This is a genomic window from Leclercia sp. GLN_9 (genome assembly GCF_043105735.1).
GTDB lineage: Bacteria > Pseudomonadota > Gammaproteobacteria > Enterobacterales > Enterobacteriaceae > Enterobacter > Enterobacter adecarboxylatus.
In genome coordinates this window covers 178,243-203,976 of record NZ_JBICLV010000005.1, presented here as the reverse complement: position 1 = coordinate 203,976, position 25,734 = coordinate 178,243, and the positions used below count along the sequence as shown (strand labels likewise).

Below are 25,734 nucleotides of genomic sequence, written 5' to 3'. Positions count from 1 at the left end.
CCTGATAACAGTCTTAACCAAATTTTTACATTAGCCAATCGGGGAGAAGAAAAATTGCGAGCGAAGCCACAGAGCGCAAACGAAACGCCTCCGGTAGAGGAGGCGTTGAAGGGAAATTAACGCAGACCGAGCTGGAAAATCAGGGACTCAGCTTCGCAGCTGAACACAAAGTCGATATCCAGGCGTACCCCGCCGTCCACTTCGGTGAAGGTGGAAGAAATGTCGCAAGGTTCAGACTCAACGCCGCGGGCTTTGGCAGTCAGCGCAGCCAGCGTCTCTTCGGCTTCGGCACGGCTGGCAAATTCACGGCTGTAAGAGGCGGTGCAATCCGTGTTATCCACGATGGTACCGACATCCATACAGCAGCAAACCGGGGTTTCATCAGCACTGCATTTACTCATAGTAGATTTCCTCTGTTAGTCGCGCAGGGCGCGAATAGACACAATGCTGATATTTTACGCCCCGCCCGGGGGTGGCTCCAGTTGTTAATGGCGTAAAAACGGGTAAGTGAGCAATATCACACGTAAAAATGATCTAAAACAAAAATCACCCATTAGGAGGAAGCAACCTGGTCACAATTTTGCCAACCAGATCCCGTTTCGAAAAACATATCAGTAAATATTAATAAACAGACTTGCAACATTCTATCTGGTCAGACCTATACTCTCGCCACTGGTCTGATTTCTAAGTGTTACGACAGACCCTACACTTCGCGCTCCTGTTACTCTATGTAACAAATATTGAATAAAAATAACTCAATGAGGTTATGGTCATGAGCCAGAAAACCCTGTTTAAAAAAACTGCGCTCGCAATCGCAGTGGCAATCGTCTCTACCTCCGCCTGGTCAGCGGGCTTTCAGTTAAACGAGTTTTCTTCCTCAGGCCTGGGCCGTGCCTATTCCGGGGAAGGTGCTATCGCTGATGACGCAGGGAACGCGAGCCGTAACCCTGCCCTGATCATGATGTTTGATCGTCCAACCTTCTCCGCGGGTGCCATTTTCGTTGACCCGGGTGTGGATATCACCGGGCGCTCCCCAACGGGTGCAAGCCTGAACTCAGATAACATCGCGCCAACGGCATGGGTTCCAAATCTGCACTTTGTCGCGCCAATCAATGAACAATTTGGCTGGGGCGCATCCGTTACCTCTAACTACGGACTGGCGACCGAGTTTAATAACAACTACGCAGCAGGGGCCTACGGCGGTACAACCGACCTGGAAACCCTCAACCTGAACCTGAGCGGTGCTTATCGCCTGGATAACCACTGGAGTTTCGGTGCCGGCTTTGATGCTGTCTACGCGAAAGCGAAAATTGAGCGCTACGCGGGTGACCTGGGCCGCATCGTCGCAGGCTCCGGCAGATTGCCTCCAGCTCTGGCGCGACAGGTCGCGGGGATCCCGGGAGACACCCAGATTGCCTACCTGAAGGGTGATGAGTGGGGCTTTGGCTGGAACGCCGGTATTCTGTATGAAATCGATAAAAACAACCGGTATGGCTTGACCTACCGTTCTGAAGTAAAAATCGATTTCGATGGCGACTATAAGAGCAGCCTGCCTTCCGCCTACAACCAGATTCTGGGCAACTTTGGTCTGCCAATGGGGACGGATGGCCGTACCACTGGCGGTTCTCTGACCCTGAATTTACCTGAGATGTGGGAACTGTCCGGCTACAACAGAGTCGCGCCGCAATGGGCCGTCCACTATAGCCTGACCTACACCAGCTGGAGCCAGTTCCAGGAGCTGAAAGCCACTAACAGCGGCGGTGATACGCTTTTCTATAAAGATGAGAGCTTCCGTGACGCTTACCGCATCGCGCTGGGTACCACCTACTATATGGATGATAACTGGACGTTCCGTACCGGTATTGCCTTCGATGACAGCCCGGTTCCGGCAGACAAACGTTCTATCTCTATTCCGGACCAGGATCGCTTCTGGCTGAGCGCCGGTGCGACCTATGCATTCAACAAAGACGCCTCAATTGATGCGGGTGTCTCGTATATGCATGGTCAGAAAGTGACCTTCCAGGAAGGCCCGTATGAGTTCTCTTCTGAAGGTAAAGCCTGGCTGTATGGCATGAACTTCAACTACGCGTTCTAATCACGTAGTGATAAAAAAAGGTGAGCATCGTGCTCACCTTTTCTTTTTTATTCCGCATCAATCTCGGAGAGTTCGTTCTCGATCGCTTTCGCGTTCGGGTTGTCTTCCGGTTTCAGCTTGCCACCGTTAGCAATGAAGTCATGGTTCTGGAAGTACGCTTCACGCACCATAAGGTACGGATCGGAGGACTGACGCAGCAGGCCATCTGAATCCAGCAGCTGTGCACGCGTTTCTACCCCTTCCAGCGTCCATTTACCCACCGACAGCGGCCAGGTGAGCCACGACAGCACCGGATAGAGGGTATCGACCGCATCACCCCCATCTTCACGCAGGGTGAAGCTACCGTAGAACGGCAAATGAACATACGGGCCGTAACCCACATTGTAATGACCCAGGGTACTCCCGAAACGGTGGGGTTGCTCTCGTTGCAGCTTCGGATTCGCCATGCCGGCAACGTCAATAAAGCCGCCCATCCCTAACAGGGTGTTCAGGAAGAAGCGCGTGAAGTGAACCATGCCTTGATAGGGATTGCCCTGCAGGAAGTAGTTCGCCATCACGGCTGGCTCTTCAAGGTTGCTGGTGAAGTTGCTCAGGCCATTACGGGCAGGTTGCGGAACATAATCACGCCACGCCACCGCAACCGGACGTACCACATACGGATCCAGCACGTTATAGTTGAAGTTGTACATGGTGCGGTTAAATCCTTCCAGAGGATCGGAGCGCCCCTGCTGCTCGCCAGAACTGGCGCAGCCCATCAGCAACGTGGTGCCCAGCGCAACCACCGACAGCCGAAGTTTCATATCTTTCTCCCTGTTAAGTATGGCTATCACCAAAAGCCATCCGTACTGGCGCTTTCGCGCTCCGTCTGTAAATGTGCAAGTGATTGTATCAGCACGCTTACTGATGTCTACGACCACAAATCGGGGCGACAAAAAACCCTTTTTATGATCTCAGAATAGCCTGGCTTTACGTTTTCGTTAGGCTGGCAATTTTATACGGCCTTTGCCGGGGATGTATCGCGTTTATTGCCATAACAGGAATTTAAGAGCTTACCCACAGGCGTGGAGACAAAAACCGCTACGCTTAAAGGTATCAGCCACATCAGGAGCACCATTATGGACGAACTCAAAGAAGAGAAAATAGATCAGCATACCGAAGAACTGGAAGTTGAAAGTGAGGAGAAGCGCCGGGGAAAGGAGATTGAGGTCGATGAAGACCAACTCCCCTCCCGCGCCATGGCCATCCACGAGCATATTCGCCAGGATGGTGAAAAAGAGCTGGAACGTGATGCCATGGCCCTGCTGTGGTCGGCTATCGCCGCCGGGTTATCAATGAGCGCCTCTTTTCTGGCAAAGGGTATTTTTCACGTACAGTTTGAAGGCATCCCCGGCGGGATGGTGCTGGAGAATCTGGGCTATACCTTTGGCTTTATTATCGTGATCATGGCGCGTCAGCAGCTGTTTACCGAGAATACCGTCACCGCGGTGCTGCCGATCATGCAAAGCCCGACATGGGGCAATTTCGGTCTGCTGATGCGCCTGTGGAGCGTGGTGTTGCTCGGTAATATTATCGGCACCGGTGTCGCGGCCTGGGCGTTTGAATATATGCCGATATTTGACGAGGCCACCCGCGACGCGTTTGTGAAAATCGGAACCGGGGTGATGGAAAACAGCCCGGTCGAAATGTTCTCTAACGCCATTATCTCCGGCTGGATCGTTGCCACCATGGTGTGGATGTTCCCGGCTGCCGGTTCGGCCAAAATCGTGGTTATCATTCTGATGACCTGGCTGATCGCCCTGGCCGATACCACCCATATCGTGGTAGGTACGGTGGAAATTTTATATCTGGTCTTTAACGGCACCATCCACTGGAGCGAGTTTTTCTGGCCCTTCGCCATCCCTACCCTGGCAGGCAATATCTGCGGCGGCACCTTTATTTTTGCCCTGCTAAGCCATGCGCAAATCCGTAACGATATGTCGAACAAACGCAAAGCCGAAATCAAAGCCAGGGAGCAGGCCCGGCAGGAAGAGGCGGAAGAAGATAAAAAATCGGCGTGAATGGCGACACTTTAAGCAGTCAGGCGGTGGCGAGCTTAACGCCCTGGATAAATGGCGTTATAATCGTGCCGCTTCGTCCCCTTAGTTAAATGGATATAACGAGCCCCTCCTAAGGGCTAGTTGCAGGTTCGATTCCTGCAGGGGACATTTGCCCACCTGCCACGCCCTCTGCCACTTCCCTGCCAATAGCACCCATACACACAACATCCCGTATCGCTGTACTGTACTCTGCCGCCGTTAGCACGAATTCACTTCTTAAAAAATAACGGAGATATGGAATGAAACGAATCCTCATTGTGATGGCATTACTCGCCCCTTGCTCTGCGTTTGCTGGCGTTATTTTTCACCCGGTCGAGCGCGCTGCGGTAGTGGCAAACTCCTCACATCCGGTGGCAGCAGCGACGGTTACCGCTCAGGCCAGAAATCACCGTGCCGCCAGAGTGGATGCCGTTAACTGCAACGATGGTCGCTGCGTACAGCATGGTAATGTGATTCGGTAAGATGCAGGAGACGCCAAAACCCACCAAACCCGGTCGCTGACACCCCTGAGCAAAACGGATACGCTTTTGGGGTCTCGTTCATATGACGGGCAATTCATTTGCCCGTGAAGGCAGATAACCCTGCCACCCATCCGGTCTACAGAGGGTACTATGTCAAAAGCGCTCCTTATCATCGACATGCAGAATTTCGTAGCAGAAAGAATCCAACAAGGCGTTGAATACTTCCCTCAGGCGAGCATTGAAAATATGACCGCCGTAATTGAGAAATTCAGAGCAGCAGGTAACCCGGTCATCCATGTTCGCCACCAGACGCCTGCTCAGGGTTCTCCTCTTCATCACAACTCGCCGTCAAGCCAGCCCCTTGAATCCTTTAATGAACGCGCTGACGAACCGGTATTTATCAAACACACCTCCTCCGCATTCAGCTCAACGGGACTACTGGCTTATCTTCAGGACGCAGGTATTTCAGAGGTGGTCGTTATCGGTGCCGTGGCAGGATTCTGTGTCAACTCAACCGTCAGAATGGGTGCCGATCTGGGGTTAAAGATGACGGTGCTAAAAGATTCGGTGATAAGTTTTGCCATGGAAGACCATCAACTCAGCGCAAAGGCCATTCATGATGTCACCCTGGGGCTGCTTGCTGCCGGTTTCGCGCAGGTGAAAGACGCCACGGATTTACCGCTTTCCTGAGTACTGTGCCCTGGGCGTCCATCACCTGGCACGTCGCCAACGCTTCAGGGTATAATCTGTAAATCTTATGACAGACTTCAGAAACGACCATGACCAAACTCACACTACAAGAGCAGATGCTTAAAGCTGGCTTAGTCAGCAGCAAAAAAATGGCGAAAGTGCAGCGCACCGCCAAAAAATCCCGCGTACAGGCGCGTGAAGCACGCGAAGCCGTTGAAGTGAATAAACAGGCGCAAATTGAACGCGATAAAGAGTTAAGCGAGCAGCAGAAGCAAGCGACTCTTGCAAAAGAGTACAAGGCACAGATCAAGCAGTTAATTGAGATGAACCGGGTCGTGGTGGCAAGAGGCGATATCGGTTTTAACTTCACCGACAATAACCTCATCAAAAAAATCTATGTCGATAAAACCACGCAAGCGCAGCTGATCAATGGCCGTCTCGCCATTGCGCGTCTGGTTGCCGAAGCGGGCCGCGAAAGCGAATACGCCATTATCCCGGCGGTAGTGGCAAATAAAATTATGCAGCGTGATGCAAGCTATATCGTGTTGAGCAGCGAGCTGACTCAGGAAGCGAAGGACGAAGACGATCCTTATGCCGATTTTGTCGTGCCTGACGATCTGATGTGGTAATGCTTACAGACCACCTCCCCGGGAGGTGGTCTGTATCCCGCTTAACGCTCGCGGAACGCCTCCGCTTTCGCGCGCAGGATCGGTTTCAGCAGATAGGCCATCACCGTTTTCTTGCCGGTAATGATATCCACCGAAGCCACCATCCCCGGAATAATCAGCAGCGGCTTCTCATCCGTACCAAGGTGATTTTTGTCGGTACGCAGACGAATAATATAAAAACTCTTCCCGTCTTTGTCGGTCACCGTATCGGGGCTGATCTGCTCCAGCGTGCCCTTCAGCCCGCCATAAATGGTGTAGTCGTAGGCAGTAAATTTCACCGTCGCTTCCTGGCCCGGACGCAAAAACGCGATGTCCTGCGGCCGAATTTTGGCCTCCACCAGCAGTTTGTCGTCCAGCGGAACAATCTCCACCAGGTCATTACCCGGTTGGATCACGCCGCCAATGGTGTTGACCAGCAGCTGCTGCACGACGCCGCGAACCGGCGAGGTGACCAGCGTACGGTTCACCCGGTCGGTGATCGCTTTGCCGGAGGCCTCTATTTTACTGAGATCGGTTCGTGCCTCGTTAAGCTGCCCCAGCGCCTCGCTGCGGTAACGCCCCCGCGTTTCACTGACCTTGCTCTCAATCTCCTTGATGGCCGCTTCCGCCCGGGGAATGGCAAGGGTCACAGAGTCCAGTTGCCCCTGAGTTTCAACCACACCCCGACGCAGACGGAGCACTTCTACTTTTGAGATGGCCCCTTTTGCCACCAGAGGTTCAGACATGCTGACCTCCTGCTGCTGCAGCCCCAGGCTACGCCGGTACTGGCTGGCCTTGCCCTGGAAGTCGAGTAACTCCTGCTTCTTCTGCACCAGCTGTTCGTTAAGCCCGGCCAGCTCGCTCTGGATACGCTTGTTCACGCTGGCGAACAGTTCCATCTCGCCGTTGGCGATATCGGGTGCCTGCTGAACAATCTCCGGAGCCAGGGTCAGGGTTGAGGCATCGTTGAGTTGAGCGGTCAGACGCTGGATGCGCGCCTGCAATGCCAGCCTGTCAGCTTGTGTCTCACCGGCGTTAGAACGAAACTGGGTATCATCCAGACGCAAAAGCGGTGCCCCGGCTTTCACCACCTCGCCTTCGTGCACAAAGACCTCAGCCACGATCCCGCCTTCAAGGTTCTGCACCTTCTGCAGACGGGACGAAGGAATGGCCCGCCCTTCCCCGCGCGTCACCTCATCAATGCTGGCCAGCGAGGCCCAGAGGATCATGGCGATAAAGAAGGCAAAAATCGCCCACAGGGTGACGCGCACCACCCGCGGGGCATCATCCAGCAAGGCTTTGTTGACTTCATTGGTGGTGAACGGCGCGGGCTGTTTATCGCCCGACAGCCAGCTCATCAGGCGGCTAAGCGTATCAACGATTCGCATGAATTTGTCCCTTCTTCAGCGCACTCATCACGCTCTCTTTCGGGCCGTCGGCAATGATTTTGCCGTTATCGACAATGATCAGACGGTCCACCAGCGTCAGCAGCGACGCACGATGCGTGACCATCAGCAGCGTTTTGTTGCTGATGACCGGTATTAGCGCCTTTTTAATCAGATCTTCGCTGGTGTTATCCATCGAGCTGGTGGGTTCATCCATCAGCAGCACCGGGGGATCGAGCAGCAACGCGCGCGCCAGTGCCACCGCCTGCCGCTGGCCGCCCGAGAGACTCATCCCCCGCTCGCCCACCTGCATGTTGTACCCGGACGGATGGCGGCGGGCGAATTCATGGACCCCGGTCAGGGTGGCGACCCGGAGCATGGTCTCGTCGTCAACATAGCTGGCACCGTAGACCAGATTCTCGCGCAGGGTGCCGCTGAACAGGTGAATATCCTGCGGGGCATAGCCGATGTTATGGCGCAGATCGTGCACATCGATCTGGCGGGCATCGATGCCGTCTATCAGCACATTGCCGCTGTCAGGCTGGTAAAACCCCACCAGCAGTTTCGCCAGTGAGCTTTTACCCGACCCGCTGCGGCCGATGATCCCCACCTTCTCGCCGGGCTGGATCGTCAGCGAGACATTGCTGAGCGAAGCGTACTGGTTGCCCGGGTAGACAAAGGTGACGTCGCGCAGCTCAATGGCCCCGGAGAGCGTCTCCCGCTTCAGCGGCACCTCGTTGTCCTGCACCTCCTGCTCCAGCCCCATCATTCGGTCGATGGTGCCTTTGGTCATCCGCGCGCGCTGATAGCGGGTGATTAGGCTGCACAGCTGGCCAATGGGCATCATGGCGCGGCGGTGCAGCAGGTAGCAGGCAATCAACCCGCCCATGCTCAGGTTGCCGCCAATAATGATGTAGACCCCGGCCACGATAATGGCCACGCCGCTGAACTGCTGCAGCCAGGCGGTAAAGTTCACCGCTACATAGGAAAGCGACTTGACTCGCAGCTCCAGCTTGCTGAGTTGCCCGGTCAGGTGTTCCCACTGATACTGGCGCTCGCTCTGGGCGTTATTAATCTTGATGGCATCGAGGCCGGTCAGCGTCTCCACCAGCATCGCCTGACGTTCATTGGAGAGCTGGTAGGTTTTCTTAACCCGCGACATCAGCGGGCGCTGGATCAGCCAGTTCACCAGCAGCGCCAGGGGATAGGAGAGCAGCGGGATAAACACCAGCGGGCCACCGATGATGCCAATCAGCAGCAGGATCAGCAGTGTAAACGGCAGGTCGATAAAGGCGGTCAGGGTCAGCGACGAAAGAAAGTCGCGGATCGACTGGAACTCCTGGAAGTTCTGCGCGAAGCTCCCCACCCGCTGCGGGCGTAGCTTCATCTTCATCCCCAGCAGCCGCTCGAACAGCGCCGAGGAGACCACCAGGTCGGTCTTTTTACCCGCCAGGTCAAGGCAAATGCCACGCAGGATCTTCAGGACAAAGTCGAACACATACGCAATGCTAATGCCGATCGCCAGTACCCACAGGGTGGCAGTCGCCTGGTTGGGCACGACCCGGTCATAGACGTTCATCACAAACAGCGGGGCGGCAAGCGCCACCAGGTTAACGAGGAAGCTGGCGACAACCGCATCCACGTAGAGGAATTTCGACAGCTTGAGGGTTTCCTGGAACCAGGCCGTGGTGCGGGGCAGCGTGGCCGTTGGCTGGGCATCAAACTCATGTTCCGGGGAGATGAAAATCACCCGGCCGCTGTAGTTTTCCGCCAGCGTCTCGGGTGAGACGGTAATCTCACCGCCTTCCGTTTCACTGGGCAGCAGACGTGCGCGCTGCTGGTGATCCCAGCCAATCAGCACCGCGGTCTGGTTGTTTTTCAGCAGCAGAACGGCGGGCAGAGACATCGCGGTAATGTTTTCCAGCGGACGTTGCACGACCCGCGCCTTTAGCCCTGCCCGTCCGGCGGCTCGCGGAAAGGTCTCAATCGTCAGCGTATGGGCCTCCAGCGGCAGGCCGGTGGTCAGGACGTTGCGGCTGGTGGCAATGTTATGCAATTTACAGACGATCATCAGCGCATCCAGCAGCGGATCGTCATGGCTTTGCCGCGGATCCTGTCTGCCCTGCGTCTGCGACGTGCTCTCGATGCGATCGGGGGAATCAATGTCAGGCGTCATTCTCTGCCTCAGTGTTCTGCAGACCGATGCCGCAGATAAAAAAGAGAGGGTTGTCCCGGTGTCAGCCGGAATAACCCCCGTCAGCCTTCAAAGGCCCTATTTTAACTCAGGCAGCTCTGCCTGGGTACGTTGCGCTTGATCGAGCGGCTGCGCTGCCGACGGTGCCTGAATGTTCAGGTTTTTGAGCAGCTCACCGGTACGGGCGCTGATGCGGTAGGTGGTAAACATATCGACAAACTGCAGTTCAACGTAACGGCGCTGAGCGCTGAACACTTCGTTTTCGCTGTCCAGCATATCGAGCAGGGTACGGTCGCCCAGGCTGAACTGCTCCTGATAGGCGCTACGCACCTGCACGCTGCGATCGGCATACTCCTTCGCGATAGGCACCTGCTGCCCGGCATTTCTCAGGGCGTTCCAGGCCAGACGCAGATCTTCGTTCAGCTGGCGCTGGGCATTATTTTTCACATCCTGCGCCTCTTTCATTTTGTAGGCGTAAGAGGTGAGCGTTGCCTGGTCGCTGCCGCCGTTATAGAGGTTGTAGCGCATACGCAGCATCGCCTGCCACTCCTGGCTGTGCCCGCGGGTGCCATCAATGTTGTTATCCATGGTACGACCGACTTCAACATTCACATCCGGGTAAAAGCGCGATTTTGCCGCCTCGTACTGCTGACGGGTCGCTTCCACATCGGCATCGGCCTGTTTCAGCAGCGGGTTGTTTTCCAGCATCACAGCACGCGCGGCGTCCAGCGAGGCGGGAACGGCGAGTTTAGTGGGCATCACCAGGGTATCAGGCTCTTTGCCGGTGATGCTCTGGTAGTTGGCGCGGGAGTCTTCGAGGTTGGTTTGCTCGGTCAGCAGGTTGTTGCGCGCCTGTGCCAGACGGGCTTGTGCCTGCTCAAAGTCTGCCTGACGGCCCACGCCTTGCTCGGTACGCAGGCGGATCTGGTCGAACACCCGTTCGTGATTCTTCAGGTTATCTTCTGCCAGTGCCACCATCTTCTGGCGCATCAGCACGTCGAGATAGCTCTGGATCGCCTGCAGCGCGGTAGATTCGCTGGTATTCAGCACCGTCCAGGCACGCGAGTTGACCGTCGCTTTCTGACGGCCCACTTCGCTGGTCGTGGCAAAACCGTTGAAGACGTTCTGGCGCAGGTTGATGGCAGATTCGCTGCGGTGCAAATCACGCAGATGATCGCCTGCCGCGCGGGTGCTGGCGTTATCGGTTTGCTCCCAACCGGTACCGGCGGTGAGATCCAGCGTTGGCAGATAGCCACCTTTGGCAGCGCGAAGATCCTGATCTGCAGAATAGCGGCTGTTCACCGACGCGTTAACTTCCGGGTGCCAGAGCAGGCTGTCTTTTACGGCCTGCTCAAGCGTAGTGGCCTGGCCCTGCGTTGCGCTCAACACCAGCGCCGCACCCATCACAATCTGACTGTACTTTTTCATTTTGTTGCTTTTCCTTCATATCCCTTGATTATTGGTCAATACCCACCAGAGAAAATCCCATTAGACCGAGGGAAAAATGCATCCTGCGCGTTAATGTTCGGACGGAATCCTTCGTCTGAGGTCAATTCAAATCATCTTTGTTGCCGCGCAGAGTCAACTGCACTCTGCGCGGCGGCCGATCAGGCATGCTCTTCCGGTTTTGCGATCAGATTATCCAGCATCGCGTCATTACCGGCGTCGTAGCCGTCCGTTCCGGCGATCTCGCCGCCTTCAGCAGGCACATGCTCAATCTCCGCCTGGCCGTCGGCCGCACCACTCTGCGGACCCGCCTGAATCAGGGTGCTGAGATCGTTATGCCCTTCGTCATGGATGAGATCGCTAAAGTTCAACTGCTCGTCCTGCCCCGGGCTGGCGCTCTGCAGCGTGGTAAAGGCTTCACTCTGATCATCGCCCGGCAACGCATGATCGGCCGATGCCGTCGGCGTCTCGTTATGCTCTGCAGTGGTACTAAGCAGCAGATTGTCATCGTCAATTAACGAAGCGGCGTGATTGTCAGCCTCCAGACTGCTGGTATGGATCTGCTTATCGCTCTCCTCGACGTCATGATCGGCATGGCTCTCCTCAATGCTGTGGCTGGCCATCAGCGAGTGATCGTCGTCCATAGCATCATCAGCATGCTCTTCCCCACCGTGGCTTTCGCTCACGAAGGTGCCCCCCTCTTTGCCATCAACGGTAAAGTCGGTTTCATGCTGATCGTCTGCGGTAGAACCTACTTCCAGCGTGATCTCACCGAAATCGCTCTTACCGTCCGGGAGTTCAACGCTGACCTGGCCGATAAAGTGCGAGGTGTCATTATCAAAGGTCAGGTGATAGACCTTATTCTCCGCGTCGTAACTGACACTGGTGTAGTTACCCGTAAAGGTCGCATTCTCAGGAATGCCCCCCAGAGAGAGGCTGGTCAGGTGGTCACTGTTATCTGAGCTTTCGAGATTTATGTCGAGGTTCAGTGTGGCCGTGGTAGTGACCGTGGTATCGCCGCCGTGGCTGGAGGATGGGCCGTCACCAAAAATAACGCCCTCGATGCCGTTGGCATTCTGGAACGGCGATTTCCCGGTCTCGTTATCGACCACATGCAGGTTATCTATGTCGTTGTTTTTGTTGTTCTGCGGATGATCGACACCGGTGACGGTATAGTCAGCCTCATTACCCTGAACAAAGATATAGTCCTTACCTTGATCGCTATGCGGTAAGCCCTGGTTGCCGGTGATGCCGTTGATCGGCCGGAATTCATAGCGATCCTGCGGCCAGTCGCCCTGCTGGTAGTAGCCACCCGTATGGTCACCTACTACAAAGATATCGGTATGGGTCTTGCCGTCGTTATTGGCGTTGGCGTTACCCTGGCTGTTGTAGTAGTGGATCTGATCCGGGCTGTCGGCCTTCGGCACGAAGTCGCCCTGAATCTTACCGTCTGGGCTATCCGGGGTCAGCCAGACGTGCACGTTACTGCCGATCGCTACAATCACGCCATTCTGGATATCGTAACCGTTCGGATCGCCGCTGCCGCCGTTAATGTGGATGATCTTGTCATCTGACGTCTCGGTCGTCTTATCACCAGGGGTGACGGTGACGGTGAGTTTGACGTCGGCATCGGCATCGGCGTCGGCATCTGCATCGGCATCAGAATCGGAGTCGGCGTCCGCATCTGCATCAGCATCAGCGTCTGCGTCAGAATCCGCATCAGCGTCTGCATCCGCATCCGCGTCGGAATCGGAATCGGCATCAGCATCGGCGTCTGCATCAGCATCCGCGTCGGCGTCAGAATCGGAGTCGGCATCCGCATCCGCATCAGAATCGGCATCAGCATCCGCATCGGCATCGGCATCAGCATCCGCATCGGCGTCTGCATCCGCATCGGCATCGGCATCCGCGTCAGAATCGGCATCCGCATCCGCGTCGGCATCTGCGTCGGCATCCGCATCCGCATCGGCATCAGCGTCGGCATCTGCATCGGCATCCGCATCAGCGTCGGCGTCAGAGTCGGCGTCTGCATCCGCATCGGCATCCGCATCAGCGTCGGCATCGGAGTCCGCATCTGCATCGACATCTGCATCAGCGTCTGCATCCGCATCAGCGTCAGAATCGGCGTCTGCGTCGGCATCTGCATCCGCGTCGGCGTCAGAATCGGCATCGGCATCAGCGTCCGCATCCGCGTCAGAATCGGAGTCGGCATCCGCATCCGCATCGGCATCGGCGTCTGCATCTGCGTCGGCGTCGGCGTCAGAATCGGAGTCCGCATCTGCATCTGCATCAGCATCTGCATCTGCATCAGCATCAGCATCAGCATCAGAGTCCGCATCCGCGTCGGCATCAGCGTCCGCATCAGAATCGGCGTCAGCGTCGGCGTCAGCATCAGCGTCGGAGTCCGCATCCGCGTCGGAATCGGAATCGGAATCGGCATCCGCGTCGGCGTCAGAATCGGAGTCGGCATCCGCATCAGAATCGGCATCCGCATCGGCGTCCGCATCTGCGTCGGCATCAGAATCGGCATCGGCATCCGCATCTGCATCAGCATCCGCGTCAGCGTCGGCATCCGCATCAGCGTCAGAATCGGAGTCCGCATCGGCATCAGCGTCGGCGTCCGCATCAGCGTCAGAATCGGAGTCCGCATCGGCATCAGCGTCGGCGTCCGCATCAGCGTCAGCATCCGCATCAGCGTCAGCATCCGCATCCGCGTCAGAGTCAGAATCGGAGTCGGCATCTGCATCAGAATCGGCATCTGCATCGGCGTCAGAATCGGCGTCTGCATCGGCATCGGCGTCAGAATCGGCATCTGCATCTGCATCGGCGTCAGCGTCGGCATCGGCATCTGAATCAGCATCAGCGTCGGAGTCCGCATCAGCGTCAGAGTCAGAATCGGAGTCGGCATCTGCATCAGAATCCGCATCTGCATCGGCGTCAGAATCGGCGTCTGCGTCGGCATCCGCGTCGGCGTCTGCATCAGAATCGGAATCGGCATCTGCGTCAGCGTCGGCATCAGCGTCCGCATCTGCGTCAGCGTCGGCATCCGCATCAGCGTCAGAATCGGAGTCCGCATCGGCATCAGCGTCGGCGTCCGCATCCGCGTCAGAGTCAGAATCGGAGTCGGCATCTGCATCAGAATCCGCATCTGCATCTGCATCGGCGTCAGAATCGGAGTCGGCATCAGAATCGGCGTCCGCATCCGCATCCGCATCTGCATCGGCATCTGAATCAGCATCGGCATCGGCATCTGAATCAGCATCTGCGTCCGCATCAGCGTCGGCGTCAGAATCGGCATCCGCATCAGCATCAGCGTCGGCATCGGCGTCGGCATCGGCATCGGCATCAGCATCCGCGTCTGCATCTGCGTCAGCGTCGGCATCGGCATCCGCATCGGCGTCAGCGTCCGCATCAGCGTCTGCATCGGCGTCCGCGTCTGCATCTGCGTCAGCGTCGGCATCGGCATCCGCATCGGCGTCAGCGTCCGCATCAGCGTCTGCATCGGCGTCCGCATCTGCGTCGGCATCAGAGTCTGCATCAGCATCAGCATCCGCGTCTGCATCAGCGTCTGCATCGGCGTCCGCATCTGCGTCGGCATCAGAGTCTGCATCAGCATCAGCATCCGCGTCGGCATCAGCATCTGCGTCGGCGTCAGAATCGGCATCTGCATCAGCATCGGCATCAGCATCAGCATCCGCATCTGCATCTGCATCAGCATCCGCATCGGCGTCAGAATCTGCATCAGAATCGGAGTCCGCATCGGCGTCGGCATCCGCATCAGCGTCAGAATCTGCATCAGAATCGGAGTCCGCATCGGCGTCGGCATCCGCATCAGCGTCAGAATCGGAGTCGGCATCCGCATCCGCATCAGCGTCAGCGTCAGCGTCAGCGTCAGAATCCGCATCCGCATCAGCGTCTGCATCGGCGTCAGAATCGGAGTCGGCATCCGCATCCGCATCCGCATCAGAATCGGCATCCGCATCGGCGTCAGCGTCCGCATCAGCGTCTGCATCGGCGTCCGTGTCGGAATCGGAATCGGCATCGGCATCCGCATCGGCGTCAGCATCCGCGTCGGCATCCGCGTCAGAGTCAGAGTCAGAGTCAGAGTCAGAGTCAGAGTCAGAGTCAGAGTCAGAGTCAGAGTCAGAGTCAGAATCGGAGTCGGCATCAGCATCCGCATCGGCATCCGCATCCGCATCGGCATCGGCATCGGCATCCGCATCCGCATCCGCGTCGGCATCAGAATCCGCATCCGCATCGGCGTCTGCATCTGCATCCGCATCGGCGTCAGCGTCCGCATCAGCGTCAGCGTCCGCATCAGCGTCTGCATCTGCGTCGGCATCAGCATCCGCGTCGGCGTCGGCGTCGGCATCAGAATCCGAGTCCGCATCCGCGTCAGCGTCAGCGTCGGAATCTGCATCGGCGTCCGCATCAGCGTCAGAATCGGAGTCGGCGTCTGCATCCGCATCTGCGTCGGCGTCCGCCTCAGCGTCAGAATCGGAGTCGGCATCGGCATCGGCATCCGCGTCAGCGTCTGCGTCTGCGTCAGCGTCAGCGTCGGCATCCGCATCAGAGTCAGAGTCAGAGTCAGAGTCAGAGTCAGAGTCAGAGTCAGAATCGGAGTCGGCATCTGCATCAGAATCCGCATCTGCATCTGCATCTGCATCTGCATCTGCATCAGAATCGGCATCAGCGTCAGCGTCAGCGTCGGCATCCGCATCCGCATCCGCGTCAGAGTCAGAGTCAGAATCGGAGTCGGCATCTGCATCAGAATCCGCATCAGAATCCGCATCTGCATCAGCATCAGCATCAGCATCAGAATCGTCAGTATCAAGCAGCGTTATTTCTTCCGGGCGCTCATCGTCGGGGAAATCAAGGCCGATTGTCGGGTAACCGGCATTAGGGTCAACAACCTCAGCGGTTAAATCGAGCACGACGTGGGTATGCGATCCGCCGCCGCTGCCGCCTGGCTCACCGCCAGAGTTGCCAGGCTGAGGGCCTGCGGCTGGCGCCTCCAGGGTTTGCGTCGGGTCCTGCCCGTCGGCAATGGCCTGCTGAATAGCCGCGATGTCCTGCTGCTGGGCCGCCGTGGCGTCTGTAGCCACGTGCCCTGAGCTGTCCCAGTGGCTGTCCCGTCCCAGATCAACCTGTTTGCCGTCCGCCAGCGATAAGGAAATCGCGCCGGTCGGCCCGGTCTGAACTTGTTCTCCGTCGAGGATCCTGTCGCCTTCCGTCAGCAAACGCTTGCTGCCGTCAGGACTGACTGCGAATACCTGCCCTATTACTGCTTTGACGATCCCGGATACGCCGCTCATATATTGTTTCCCTCAATCCTGTTCACGCCCAATTCATCCATTGCTCAGGCTTAGAATGCTAAAAGAGAATTAAATCTGTATTAGTAATTTGCTGTGCAACACCGACAAGGATACACCCCTTAGCAACAATTTTATTGATGTAGGCCCGTGTCAGGTCTCTATATTAATTGATGGCATGTATCATTTGGAATCTAAATAACATGCACTACCAATAAAAAGAGTAAAACCATTAACTTCAGATTAATGTTGATTAATCCCGCCGTATAACGAAAGCGACTCAAATAAGCCCTTCATCATCATCTGCGATTAATCCTTCCAGCCCACTCAGCGAGCGGCGCGCCTGCGCACGACTGGTGAGTTTCGCCTGCGCGGCTGGCGGCAGGTCGGTAATGGTTATGACACCTTTGCTCATCAGCACCTCGATAAGGTCCTCCAGCACACGCACCATCTCAAGGTCGCTCTGCCGCAGTTGATACAGCGTGGCTTCGCGGATCTCTCGCTGGCGCATCCACTCGTCAATCTCGGGTGTGCACAGGTCATGCTGTTCCGTCATTGTGGAAAAAGGTGTCAGCTCCACCCGAATAATTCGTTTTTCCGTATCGCGTTCTACGTAATACATTTCCAGCCTCCATTCAGACTGTGAGGTTAATTTCCACCCAGCGTACTGGCGTCAGCGAAATAGCGCCCCATCGCGCCATGCAGACCAATTTTTTCCAGAATGGCCAGTTCACCCGCTGTTTCCACACGTTCGGCAATAAGCGGCAGATTAATCTGGCGGGTCGCCCAGTAAATAGCCTCAATAAACAGTTTTTTATCGTCCTCGCTGTCTATATCGCGAATATAACTGCCATCAACTTTAATCCAGGCCAGTCCCCACTGCGGTAAATTGCCGATAAGGTGGAAACGACCACCAAAATGCTGGATCCCCAGACGACAACCCAACGCCTTCAGACGACTGACCAGCACGTTTACGCGCTCAACGTCGGGAAGCTCATTTTCATCCAGCTCCAGGGTCAGCCAGGCAGCGAGCTGCGGTACGCCTTTCAGCGGTTGCAGCAGGGCGTTCAGGCTCTGGTCGTCCGCCACGCTGGCACCGCTGATACTCAGCGCCAGCGGGCGCGGCGATTTTGCCAGCTCTTGCAGGGTCTGCTGAAGCATCACGATATCCATGCGACGGCTGAGATCGAGACGGTGGATCCACGGCATAAAGCGTCCCGCTGGCACCAGTTCCCCGTCCTCGGTTCTGATGCGGGCCAGGATCTTATGATGCTGTACCCCCTGCGCGTTATTACAGGCATACACCGGCTGGGAAAAAAGCTCGAATGCGCCGTGGGTCAGCACTGCGTCGAGCCGGGTGTACCAGCTGTGATGATCCTCTTCGCGCTCCGTCGCCGAGGTGGTATCAGGGCTGGCAAAGAAGCGCATCTCCGTTTCCGCTCTCGCCAGCGCCTGGTCTGCCTGCGCCAGCACCGCCTGCGGCGTATCGCCAATATTAAAAGGAACCAGCGCGAAGTGGGCTACCGGCGAAACGTCGCTCATGCCCATCTCAGACAGCGCCTTGAGCTGCGTGCTGAGGGTGTTGCTCAGGTTATCGAGATCCTGCCCGAGGATCTGCGGGGCGATAATGGCGAACTCCCCGCCGCGCACGCGGGCAACAAAGCCTTCGTTGTGAAAATAGTTGCGCTGCAGGCCGGTGAGAATATTCGCCACCGCCACCAGCAGCTGATCGGATTTCGCTCCGCCCAACCGCTGGTTGAGGCCCATCAGATCCTGGACCCGCAGCAGCAGGATGTGCCCGGCGGCGTTCTCTTCATCGCTCAGGCGTGACTGTAGCTGAATATCAAACGCGCGGCGGTTGCTCAGGCCGGTCAGGCTGTCGTGATAGGCCTCCTGGCGCAAGGACTCCGTGCGCCGGGCCTGCTCGCTGAACAGCGCCTTAAGCTGGGTCACCATCATGTTGGTCGCCTCTACCACCCGGCGTAACTCCGGGGTCTTCGGTAGGGCCGATACGTTGAGAAACTCGCGGCGGCAGATCGCCATCGCCTGGCCGACAATATAGTTAAGCGGGCGCAGCGTACGGCGTAACAGCAGGGTGGCGGCAAGCACAAACAGCAGGCTACAGCCGATCAGCCACAGAAAGCTGGCGACGATACTGTTCCACAGGCGGGCCAGGGCAAACATCGGATGGCTGACCACTTCAACCCGTGCGACCTGCGTCCAGCCGCGCATCACAATGGCGTCGCCTTCGCCGGGGCTGAGGTGCACCAGCCGCACGAACCACTGCGGTACGTGACTACTCTGGGGCACATCGCTGCGCTCGATGATCGGTTTATTGGTCTTAATATCGACCACACGGATGCGATAGAAATAGCCGCTGTCGAAGATGGAGTTCACCATCAGTTCGGTCATGGTCGGGTCGTCGATATGCGTCGTCAGCGACACCCCCAACGCCGTCGCGGCATCCTGCGCGTGGGCGCTAAGCTGGTTGCGGTACTGCTCCCGCGAGCTTTCCAGGGTCACCACAAAGTTGCCGCAGAAAATGACAAACGTAAATAAACAGATGCCGATCAGTAGCTGTTTATAAAGAGACATGGCCCTATCCTATTCATTAATTACAAATCCTTCTGCACGCATTCGGGTGAGAAGATCCTGCCAGCGGGAGAGCCGTTTGCTGTCGCCCACGCGTTTGTTGCCGCCGGACTGCGGTAGCCATAACCCTTCGCCGTTGAAGGCGTATACGGGAAGCAGATCGGTACGCTGCGTTGCCGGCAAAATGGCGGTTTTAAGATTGTCCAGAACCAGGGGGATCGCCGTGGGGGTGGGATACCATGTCACCACCATGTGCGCCTGGTTCAGTTCGAGTGCTTTTACATAGGTAATACGTAACTGGTTCGCGGGAACGCCCATTTCGCGCAGAGTGAAATATTTCGCCAGTGCAAAATCCTCGCAGTCCCCTGCCCCTTTACGCAGAAATTCAATCGGCGTTGCCCAGTAGTCCTGCTGTTTCCAGACGACGATATCATCCCGGAAGGCCATCCTGGCGTTAAAAAACTGGTTAACCTGCTTCAACTTGTCCTGGATCGTGCCCTGCGACGGTTGGTTAAGCAAGGCCGCCCACTCATCTATTCGCTGTCGGGCAGCCGGGGTCGCCGGGCCATACAGCCGTTCGGTGCGGGTGCTGATGGCACTGAAATCCCACCCGGCACCCAGTCCGGGCGAAATAGCCAGCAATATCACCAGCCAGAGCGACAGCCAACGTCGACAACTCACTGAGAGGCGGGAACGAGGAGGTCGCATGGAGACGGCTCACTGCTCGCCTGTCAGGGCGCGCCAGTGTTGGCGGTACGCGACATAGCCAGAAAGGTAGTGTTCAACATCGTCGATCCGCACGCGGTAGCTATGGTGACGTATAAAAAAGCTGCCGACGATCCGCGCCGGGTTTTTAAAGAACATCGCCAGCTCAGGCCAGAAAAAGCCATTAGCCAGATAGCGGGCGCGGGTCTCCAGCGCCTGGTTGAATACTGCCATGTCGAAGCCCGCCAGCAGATGCTTATGCGGTGAGCTTTCAAGCCGCGCGATCATCCGCGATGCCGCCATCATCAGCTCCAGCAGCGTGGGATAGGTCGTCACCCGGTTCTGCACAAAGTCGAGGTGGTCGCGCACGTTATCCAGCCCAAACTGGTAATAGCGCTCTAGTGGCCGGTACAGCGTCAACTCGTTCACGCAGTAGCTGAGCCAGTGATCGTGGGCCTGCCAGTGCTTCTGTTCGATAAAGTGATCCATCGCCCGTTCGACCATTTCCAGCCAGCGCGGTGCCTTCGTCAGCCCGTAGAGGCGCATCAGCGCGAAAGCCGCTTCGCCGTCATAATAGATAATGCGATGTGCCGCCTTTAGCGACAGATCCCCGGCGTTAAGCACATGCACAAACCCGCCCGTTTGGGGATCCTGCATAAAGCCGATCCCGTTCGCCAGCCGCGCCATCTGCGCCAGGTAGCCATTATCCCCGGTCAGCTCGCTGTATTTCGCCATCGCCAGGATGCACACCGCGTTGCCGCCGAGCTTAATCTCATCCCCGGTATCCACCAGGAAATCGGCTTCGCTGCCATCCGGCAGCGTACAGGTGCGAATAAAATGGGCACAGAGATCGGCCAGCGCCCGCTCGATTGCCGCAAGATGTTCCGGCTGCTGCGTGACTTCCCAGCCTTCGAGCAGGGCATAGGTTGAGCTGGCGTGGCGCAGCGCGTTATAGGTCGGAATGGCGCGATCAAAGCAAGGGAACCAGCCGTACTGGTAGCGCCCGGAAGGGGTGATCTGGCGCGCCAGATAGTCGGTGGCCGAGGCGATCATCGGCTCCAACGCCGTTGCCTGCCAGTCGGGAAGCTGACGATAGCCGCTGTTACGTCCTGTCGATTCGAGGGGCAGCAACTGCTCGCCGTCGCAAAACAGCGCCCGGGTGGTAAAGCGCCACAGTGTCTGGTCAGGCTGTTCGGGCCAGCTCAGCACCGCGCCGAAACGACGACGAGAGAAATGGGCCAGATTATTGGCGTTTGCCGTGGCGACGCCATGGTCCCCGTGGTAGAGCAGCGCATTGGCGGCGATTTCCTGCTCCAGCATGGCGTAGCAAAACGCCAGATCAAGGCTCAGGCCATAGCGAAAATAGTTACGTTTGGTTTTGGCTAATCGGGCTTCCAGGGTGTCCCAGCGTAGCGCCTCTACCTTATCGACAAGGTCAACCCGCAGCCAGCAGACGTCAGTGCCGCTCTGTTGTTGCCACTGCTGTAACGCCTGCACGCCCTGCTGCCAGGCCTGCTCAAAGGTGTCGCCGCGACCCAGCACAATGTGGGCACGTTGCTGACCGTTGGAGGCGCTAAAAAAGATTGCCCAGCTGGGGCAAATCGGCGGTTTAGGCGCAACGTCCAGCAACTCCATCGCCGGGCGGATTTGCGCTAAAAAGTGGCTGAGCGGCATTTTAACTCCTGATAACGCCAAAGGAACCCTGTCAGAAAAATCCTAACCGATGATAACATTATGTGTGATGCGTTGTGTATTCTGTATGTCTATTGTTTCCTCCGGGGGCGGTGTGTTGAGTCGAGGGTGTGCGTTAGGTTTTCTGCTGCTGATAAGCGTATTCGCTCAGGCTGAGACGCCGCTACTGTGGAACCAACCGGCCAGCCGGGAACAGTGCCCGACCAGCAACGACGCCGCCTGGGTGCAGTACCCTAAGGGCGAGGCCTGCATGCGTTATTTCAGCGCTGGCACGCTGCGTGACGCCCCGCTGGCACTGGTGGTACTGAAAGGCGACCGGGTTTCACAGATTAAGCGATCCCCCGACACCATCCCCGGTAATACCGCCGAGGCACAACGCCGTCAGGCCCGGGCCATGCTGCGCCAGACCGGATTGCCGACGATTATCATTGCCCGACCCGGCACCTACGGCTCCAGCGGCAATCACTACCGCCGCCGTCAGGCGGAAGAGTTTCAGGCGATTGCCGCCGCCCTCGACGCCATCAAAGCCCGCTACGGCATTCAGCGTTTTATCCTCAGCGGGCACAGCGGCGGCGCTACCGCCGCTTCAGCACTGCTGACCTTCGGTCGCCGCGATATCGACTGCGCGGTCCTGACCTCCGGCGCCTGGGGCCTGCTGGAGCGGGCGCAGCGTCTGCGCCAGGAGCACAATGAGCCTCCCGCCCCCACGCTGGACGGCACCGGACTCCCTGCCCCCTGGGATCCGCTCGATCATATTAACGGGATCGCCGCCGATCCCCAGCGGCTGATCCTGGTGGTCGGCAACCCGCAGGATCGCAACACGCCGTTCGATCTGCAGGCGCGCTTTGCCGCTGCGCTGCGCGAGCATGGCCACCGGGTCACCCTGCTCGAACGTCCCGCCGCCTCGCCGGAGTACCACGATCTGCTGGGCAATGCCGCTATCAACGCCATAAAACGTTGTCCGCAGCGCGGGCACATCCCACACAGGTAAGGATTCAATCATGAGCCAGACATCACCCCACCAACGCCGTGTTAACGCACCGGGATGGACGGCCACCGATCTCGATAAACTGCCCGGCGGCGTCTGGCACAATCGCCCGGATGATGACTGGCGAGCTGAAGACGTCGCCATTTATCATGCTAAGTCGCAACCCACCCGTCCCTGCCTGTTCATTGCCATGGATACCGACACCTGGCTGCGAGGTTCCGGCAATACCGGCATTTATGCGGGCTGGGACGATACCCATCTGTCACTTTCGCGTCACGCCTCGCGCTACTGCGGGGCGATCGTCCAGCGGCGGCTTGAGAATTTGCCCCCCGACTTCCCCCAACTGGTCATCGGCAACAGCTATCAGGCGCTGCAATGGCTGGCCGAAGAGGCGCGGCGACGGCTGGACGGTAAACTGGTGGCGATCACCGGTACGGTAGGGAAAACCACGACCAAAGCGATGCTGAGCAGCATTCTTACTCCCGGCATGTCGGTGGTGTCGAGCCGCGAGAGCAATAATACGCGCACGGGGGCATGCCTCACGCTGGCTCGCGCCGTCAGCAACCCGCAGGCAGTGGTAATGGAAGTGGCGATCTCGGCCCTGTGGATGCGCAACGGCGGAATCGGACCCCAGATCAAGCCGCATATCGTTATCGTGACTGAAATCGGCATGACTCAGGTGGGCAAGAATGTGACTTCCCTTGAGGACGTGGCACGGTTTAAATCCCGCATCAGCCACGGTTTGATTCCGGGCGGCTACGCCATCTTAAACCGCGATATGGCCGGGTATGACATTGTGGCGCAGGGCGTTACCCGCGACGGCGCTCGCATCATCAGCTACGGTTTCCACCCCGCGGCAGACGTACGTATCACGGCGTTTACCCCGGAGGCACACGGAAGCCACATCACCCTCGCCTTGCGCAACCAGACCCTGAGTTACCGGCCAGCGGTGCCCGGTAAGGGCGGCGCGCTCAACTCGGTGGCGGCGCTGATTGCCGCCGATCTGCTGGGCGTCAGCGTGGCGCAGAGTATTAATCGCCTCGAAACCTGGCGTGGCGACGGACAGCATATGGGCATTACCGCCCTGCCGCTGCCGGACGGCGGAGCCGTCACCCTGATTGATGACAGTTACAACGCTGAATACCTGTCGATGCTCAACGCCTTTGAGGTAATGGCGCAGCGCGCCCGAAGCGGCGGGGGCCGGGTGATCGCTCTGCTGGGGCGGATCGTCAACCTCGGGGACCAGGCCGGGGCGATCCACCGTGCGCTGGCAGAACCCCTGCTGGCGGCAGGCTGCCAGCAGGCATTTTTACACGGCGAGGAGATGACGGCTCTGCACGATGCCCTGCCAGCGCCTGTTCGCGGCGGTCACTTTCTCACTGCCGAGGCCCTGGTCGAGGCCGCAGCGCCGAGGTTACGCGACGGCGATATCGTGCTGGTCAAAGGCAGCAGGCGTAATTCCGACTTTAAGCGGGTCGTCGGCCTGCTGAAAACCCGCCTCGCAGCGCCGCCTGCGCTCGGGAAAGGGCAAACCGCACGTCTGCTGATCAATCTTTCTACCGGTGAACAGCGGATTTCTGAGCTGAGCGACAGCACCTTTGCGTCGGGCTACCTCAGCCAGTTGTTGCTGACGGCCTGCGTTGCGGAGCGTCTGCTGGCGAAAAAAATCACCCTCGAGACTCCCGTCAGCGTTCGCGATATAGCTGCCGCCATCCTGCAGGACAACCCCGCGCTTGGCCTGCCCCGGGGTAGCAGCGTACCTGTGAAATCGCTGGTACAGGGGATGCTGATTCATAACGCCTGCGATGCGGCCATCCACCTTGCTGAGTTGCTGGCGGGCAGCAGCGCAGCGGCCCTGAAACAACTCCGGGGGCTGAGCGCCAGGCTTGGCATGCGCCACACCCATATCAATAACGTCTCTGGTCGTCCCCGCCCCGGACAGCGCACGACGCTGGCGGATGTCGCCAGGCTGATGCGCCATTTCCACCAGCGCTACCCGCACCTGTTACCCTGGCTGGCTGAGCCTGAGGCGGCAATTGGCGAACGGGTATACCGAAAAAGCAGCAACCTGCACAGTGACGGCAGCGCGTGGGGGCACTTCGGTGCGGGGCGCTGGGGCGTTGCGTTGCAGTGGATTGCCGGCGAGCTATGGCTGGCCTGCGCCGCCGGGGCGGATGACGCCTTCCATCTCGACTATCTGCTGGATGGACTTCTTGCCAGCGCCGGGAACAGTCAGCCAGCTCTCGCCCCGGCGCCGGTGGAACGGCATCTCACCCAGCCTGCCGCCACCCTCACCCTGCTGGGAGATACCTATTTTGGCGAGTGGTATACCCGCAGACGCCAGGCACGGGGAATTGACGATGCCCTGCAGCGCCACGGCTACGACCACAGCTTCGCGGCTATCGCCCCGCTACTGCGCGGTAGCGACTTTACCCTCGCCAACTTTGAAGCTGCCCTGACCACCGACCTGAGCGCCAGCCTGGAAGGCCGAAAACCGTTCTGTCTGACCGGGGATCCTGCCGCCTCGGTTGCCGCGTTGCGTAAACAGGGCATCGACGCGGTGGCGCTGGGCAATAATCACGCCATGGATGCCGGACTACCGGGTCTGCACAGCACCCTGGCGGCGTTCAATGAAGGCGGGATCGCCTGCATCGGGGCGGGGCTGGATGCCCGGCAGGCACATGCTCCGCTGGTGCTGACGGTGGGCGGCAGGCAGTACAAGATTTTCAGCGCCTACTGGTATCGACGCTATATGGAACAAGAGTGTGCCTTCTACGCCCGCCCACGCCGCGCGGGCGTCGCCTGTCTGAGCGGCGGGCTGCTCGAGCAGCTGCGGCAGGAGAAAGCCCGCTCCCATCCGGCCACCACTATCGTGCTGGCCCACTGGGGACTGGACTACCGCTGGACCACCGCCGGACAGCGGGCACAGGCGAAACGCCTGAGCGAAGCCGGAGCCGACCTGATCATCGGCTCCGGGCCGCATATGGTGAGTGATGCCGCCCGCCTCGGCGAGAGCCTGGTGGTCTACAGCATCGGCAATGCCGTATTTAACAGTAACGGCGAGTATCAGGCGCGTGGCATGCCCGCGTACGGTTTTATTGTTCGTCTGCTGCTCGGCCACCCGACGCCGCAGATCCAGCTTCTGCCGATCTATACCGACAATAAAAAGACCTTCTGGCAGCCGCGACCGGTTAACGAGGCTGAGTTTGCCGATCTGCTCGCGCAGTTGAAGGCGCAGGGGATGGCGATTATGCGGGAGGGCGAGCACGGCGCGGGCTGGCGTGGCGTCAGTGTTAACGGCGAATGTAGGCTGACCATGACGCTGGATAGCCGCTTTGGCCTCATGCCATCGGATGACGGGCACGCAATGAATACTCAAAAATCATGAGGCGTGAAGGGTAAGGAGGAATACATACTGACCATAACGCCGT

19 protein-coding genes and 1 tRNA gene are annotated in these 25,734 nt (G+C 58.0%); 9 read left to right on the top strand and 11 right to left on the bottom strand.

Features of this window, described 5'->3' with window-relative positions; genetic code table 11:
* Positions 1-116 precede the first annotated feature (116 nt).
* On the bottom strand, positions 117-401 hold the full coding sequence (locus ACF8PE_RS03355) for a YfcZ/YiiS family protein (protein WP_032612881.1): 285 nt from the start codon (positions 399-401) through the stop codon (positions 117-119).
* Positions 402-772: 371 nt separating this feature from the next.
* Here ACF8PE_RS03355 and fadL point away from each other — a divergent pair, with 371 nt between their 5' ends.
* A complete protein-coding gene (gene fadL, locus ACF8PE_RS03350) occupies positions 773-2,095 on the top strand; it encodes a long-chain fatty acid transporter FadL (RefSeq protein ID WP_163603158.1) in 1,323 nt (440 codons plus the stop codon).
* 47 nt (positions 2,096-2,142) lie between these two features.
* On the opposite strand, the gene mlaA is transcribed toward fadL, so the two are convergent.
* On the bottom strand, positions 2,143-2,895 hold the full coding sequence (gene mlaA, locus ACF8PE_RS03345) for a phospholipid-binding lipoprotein MlaA (RefSeq protein WP_032612884.1): 753 nt from the start codon (positions 2,893-2,895) through the stop codon (positions 2,143-2,145).
* A gap of 315 nt (positions 2,896-3,210) precedes the next feature.
* On the opposite strand from mlaA, the gene ACF8PE_RS03340 reads away from it, so the two are divergent.
* The 5 genes from ACF8PE_RS03340 (at position 3,211) to ACF8PE_RS03320 (ending at position 5,971) form a co-directional block, all read left to right on the top strand.
* Complete coding sequence (locus ACF8PE_RS03340; protein WP_032612885.1) at positions 3,211-4,152, top strand: formate/nitrite transporter family protein; 942 nt, start codon at positions 3,211-3,213, stop codon at positions 4,150-4,152.
* 75 nt (positions 4,153-4,227) lie between these two features.
* Positions 4,228-4,299 (top strand) — tRNA-Arg (locus tag ACF8PE_RS03335).
* 131 nt (positions 4,300-4,430) lie between these two features.
* Positions 4,431-4,652, top strand: coding sequence for a hypothetical protein (locus ACF8PE_RS03330; RefSeq protein WP_285126037.1), 222 nt, complete (start codon positions 4,431-4,433; stop codon positions 4,650-4,652).
* 150 nt (positions 4,653-4,802) lie between these two features.
* Positions 4,803-5,342, top strand: a complete 540-nt coding sequence (locus tag ACF8PE_RS03325; protein WP_130588444.1) for an isochorismatase family protein — start codon at positions 4,803-4,805, stop codon at positions 5,340-5,342.
* 89 nt (positions 5,343-5,431) lie between these two features.
* On the top strand, positions 5,432-5,971 hold the full coding sequence (locus ACF8PE_RS03320; protein WP_103793572.1) for a DUF2058 domain-containing protein: 540 nt from the start codon (positions 5,432-5,434) through the stop codon (positions 5,969-5,971).
* Positions 5,972-6,012: 41 nt separating this feature from the next.
* Here the strand turns inward: ACF8PE_RS03320 and ACF8PE_RS03315 are convergent, their stop codons facing one another.
* The 5 genes from ACF8PE_RS03315 to ACF8PE_RS03295 all read right to left on the bottom strand — a co-directional run bounded on the left by ACF8PE_RS03315 (position 6,013) and on the right by ACF8PE_RS03295 (position 15,848).
* On the bottom strand, positions 6,013-7,377 hold the full coding sequence (locus tag ACF8PE_RS03315; protein ID WP_059349855.1) for an HlyD family type I secretion periplasmic adaptor subunit: 1,365 nt from the start codon (positions 7,375-7,377) through the stop codon (positions 6,013-6,015).
* Positions 7,364-9,550, bottom strand: coding sequence for a type I secretion system permease/ATPase (locus ACF8PE_RS03310; RefSeq protein WP_223610494.1), 2,187 nt, complete (start codon positions 9,548-9,550; stop codon positions 7,364-7,366). The genes ACF8PE_RS03315 and ACF8PE_RS03310 overlap by 14 nt, the downstream gene beginning before the upstream one ends.
* A 96-nt stretch (positions 9,551-9,646) precedes the next feature.
* Complete coding sequence (locus ACF8PE_RS03305) at positions 9,647-10,996, bottom strand: TolC family outer membrane protein (RefSeq protein WP_103793017.1); 1,350 nt, start codon at positions 10,994-10,996, stop codon at positions 9,647-9,649.
* A 179-nt stretch (positions 10,997-11,175) separates the two neighbouring features.
* Positions 11,176-12,519: a hypothetical protein gene (locus tag ACF8PE_RS03300; protein ID WP_223610495.1), complete on the bottom strand. Its 1,344-nt coding sequence runs from the start codon at positions 12,517-12,519 to the stop codon at positions 11,176-11,178.
* Positions 12,516-15,848 carry a hypothetical protein gene (locus ACF8PE_RS03295; protein ID WP_392494593.1) on the bottom strand — a complete coding sequence of 1,111 codons (3,333 nt, stop codon included), beginning with the start codon at positions 15,846-15,848 and terminating at the stop codon, positions 12,516-12,518. Before ACF8PE_RS03295 ends, ACF8PE_RS03300 begins: the two co-directional genes overlap by 4 nt.
* 109 nt (positions 15,849-15,957) lie before the next feature.
* Between ACF8PE_RS03295 and ACF8PE_RS03290 the strand changes: the two genes are divergently transcribed.
* Positions 15,958-16,128 carry a hypothetical protein gene (locus ACF8PE_RS03290; protein WP_155167102.1) on the top strand — a complete coding sequence of 57 codons (171 nt, stop codon included), beginning with the start codon at positions 15,958-15,960 and terminating at the stop codon, positions 16,126-16,128.
* Positions 16,129-16,606: 478 nt separating this feature from the next.
* Here the strand turns inward: ACF8PE_RS03290 and ACF8PE_RS03285 are convergent, their stop codons facing one another.
* The 4 genes from ACF8PE_RS03285 to ACF8PE_RS03270 are packed head-to-tail and all read right to left on the bottom strand — an operon-like array spanning position 16,607 to position 21,297.
* Positions 16,607-16,948: a hypothetical protein gene (locus ACF8PE_RS03285; RefSeq protein WP_032612914.1), complete on the bottom strand. Its 342-nt coding sequence runs from the start codon at positions 16,946-16,948 to the stop codon at positions 16,607-16,609.
* Between the two features lie 26 nt (positions 16,949-16,974).
* Positions 16,975-18,921 (bottom strand): cyclic di-GMP receptor LapD, encoded by a 1,947-nt coding sequence (gene lapD / locus ACF8PE_RS03280; RefSeq protein WP_059307453.1) that lies wholly within the window; start codon positions 18,919-18,921, stop codon positions 16,975-16,977.
* A gap of 9 nt (positions 18,922-18,930) precedes the next feature.
* Positions 18,931-19,626, bottom strand: a complete 696-nt coding sequence (gene lapG, locus ACF8PE_RS03275) for a cysteine protease LapG (protein WP_032612919.1) — start codon at positions 19,624-19,626, stop codon at positions 18,931-18,933.
* Positions 19,627-19,635: 9 nt separating this feature from the next.
* Positions 19,636-21,297 carry a Mur ligase gene (locus ACF8PE_RS03270; protein ID WP_392494591.1) on the bottom strand — a complete coding sequence of 554 codons (1,662 nt, stop codon included), beginning with the start codon at positions 21,295-21,297 and terminating at the stop codon, positions 19,636-19,638.
* 85 nt (positions 21,298-21,382) lie between these two features.
* Between ACF8PE_RS03270 and ACF8PE_RS03265 the strand changes: the two genes are divergently transcribed.
* Positions 21,383-22,306, top strand: coding sequence for a S9 family peptidase (locus ACF8PE_RS03265; RefSeq protein ID WP_239524601.1), 924 nt, complete (start codon positions 21,383-21,385; stop codon positions 22,304-22,306).
* A gap of 10 nt (positions 22,307-22,316) precedes the next feature.
* Positions 22,317-25,691 (top strand): CapA family protein, encoded by a 3,375-nt coding sequence (locus ACF8PE_RS03260; RefSeq protein ID WP_392494590.1) that lies wholly within the window; start codon positions 22,317-22,319, stop codon positions 25,689-25,691.
* The last annotated feature ends 43 nt before the right edge of the window (positions 25,692-25,734 follow it).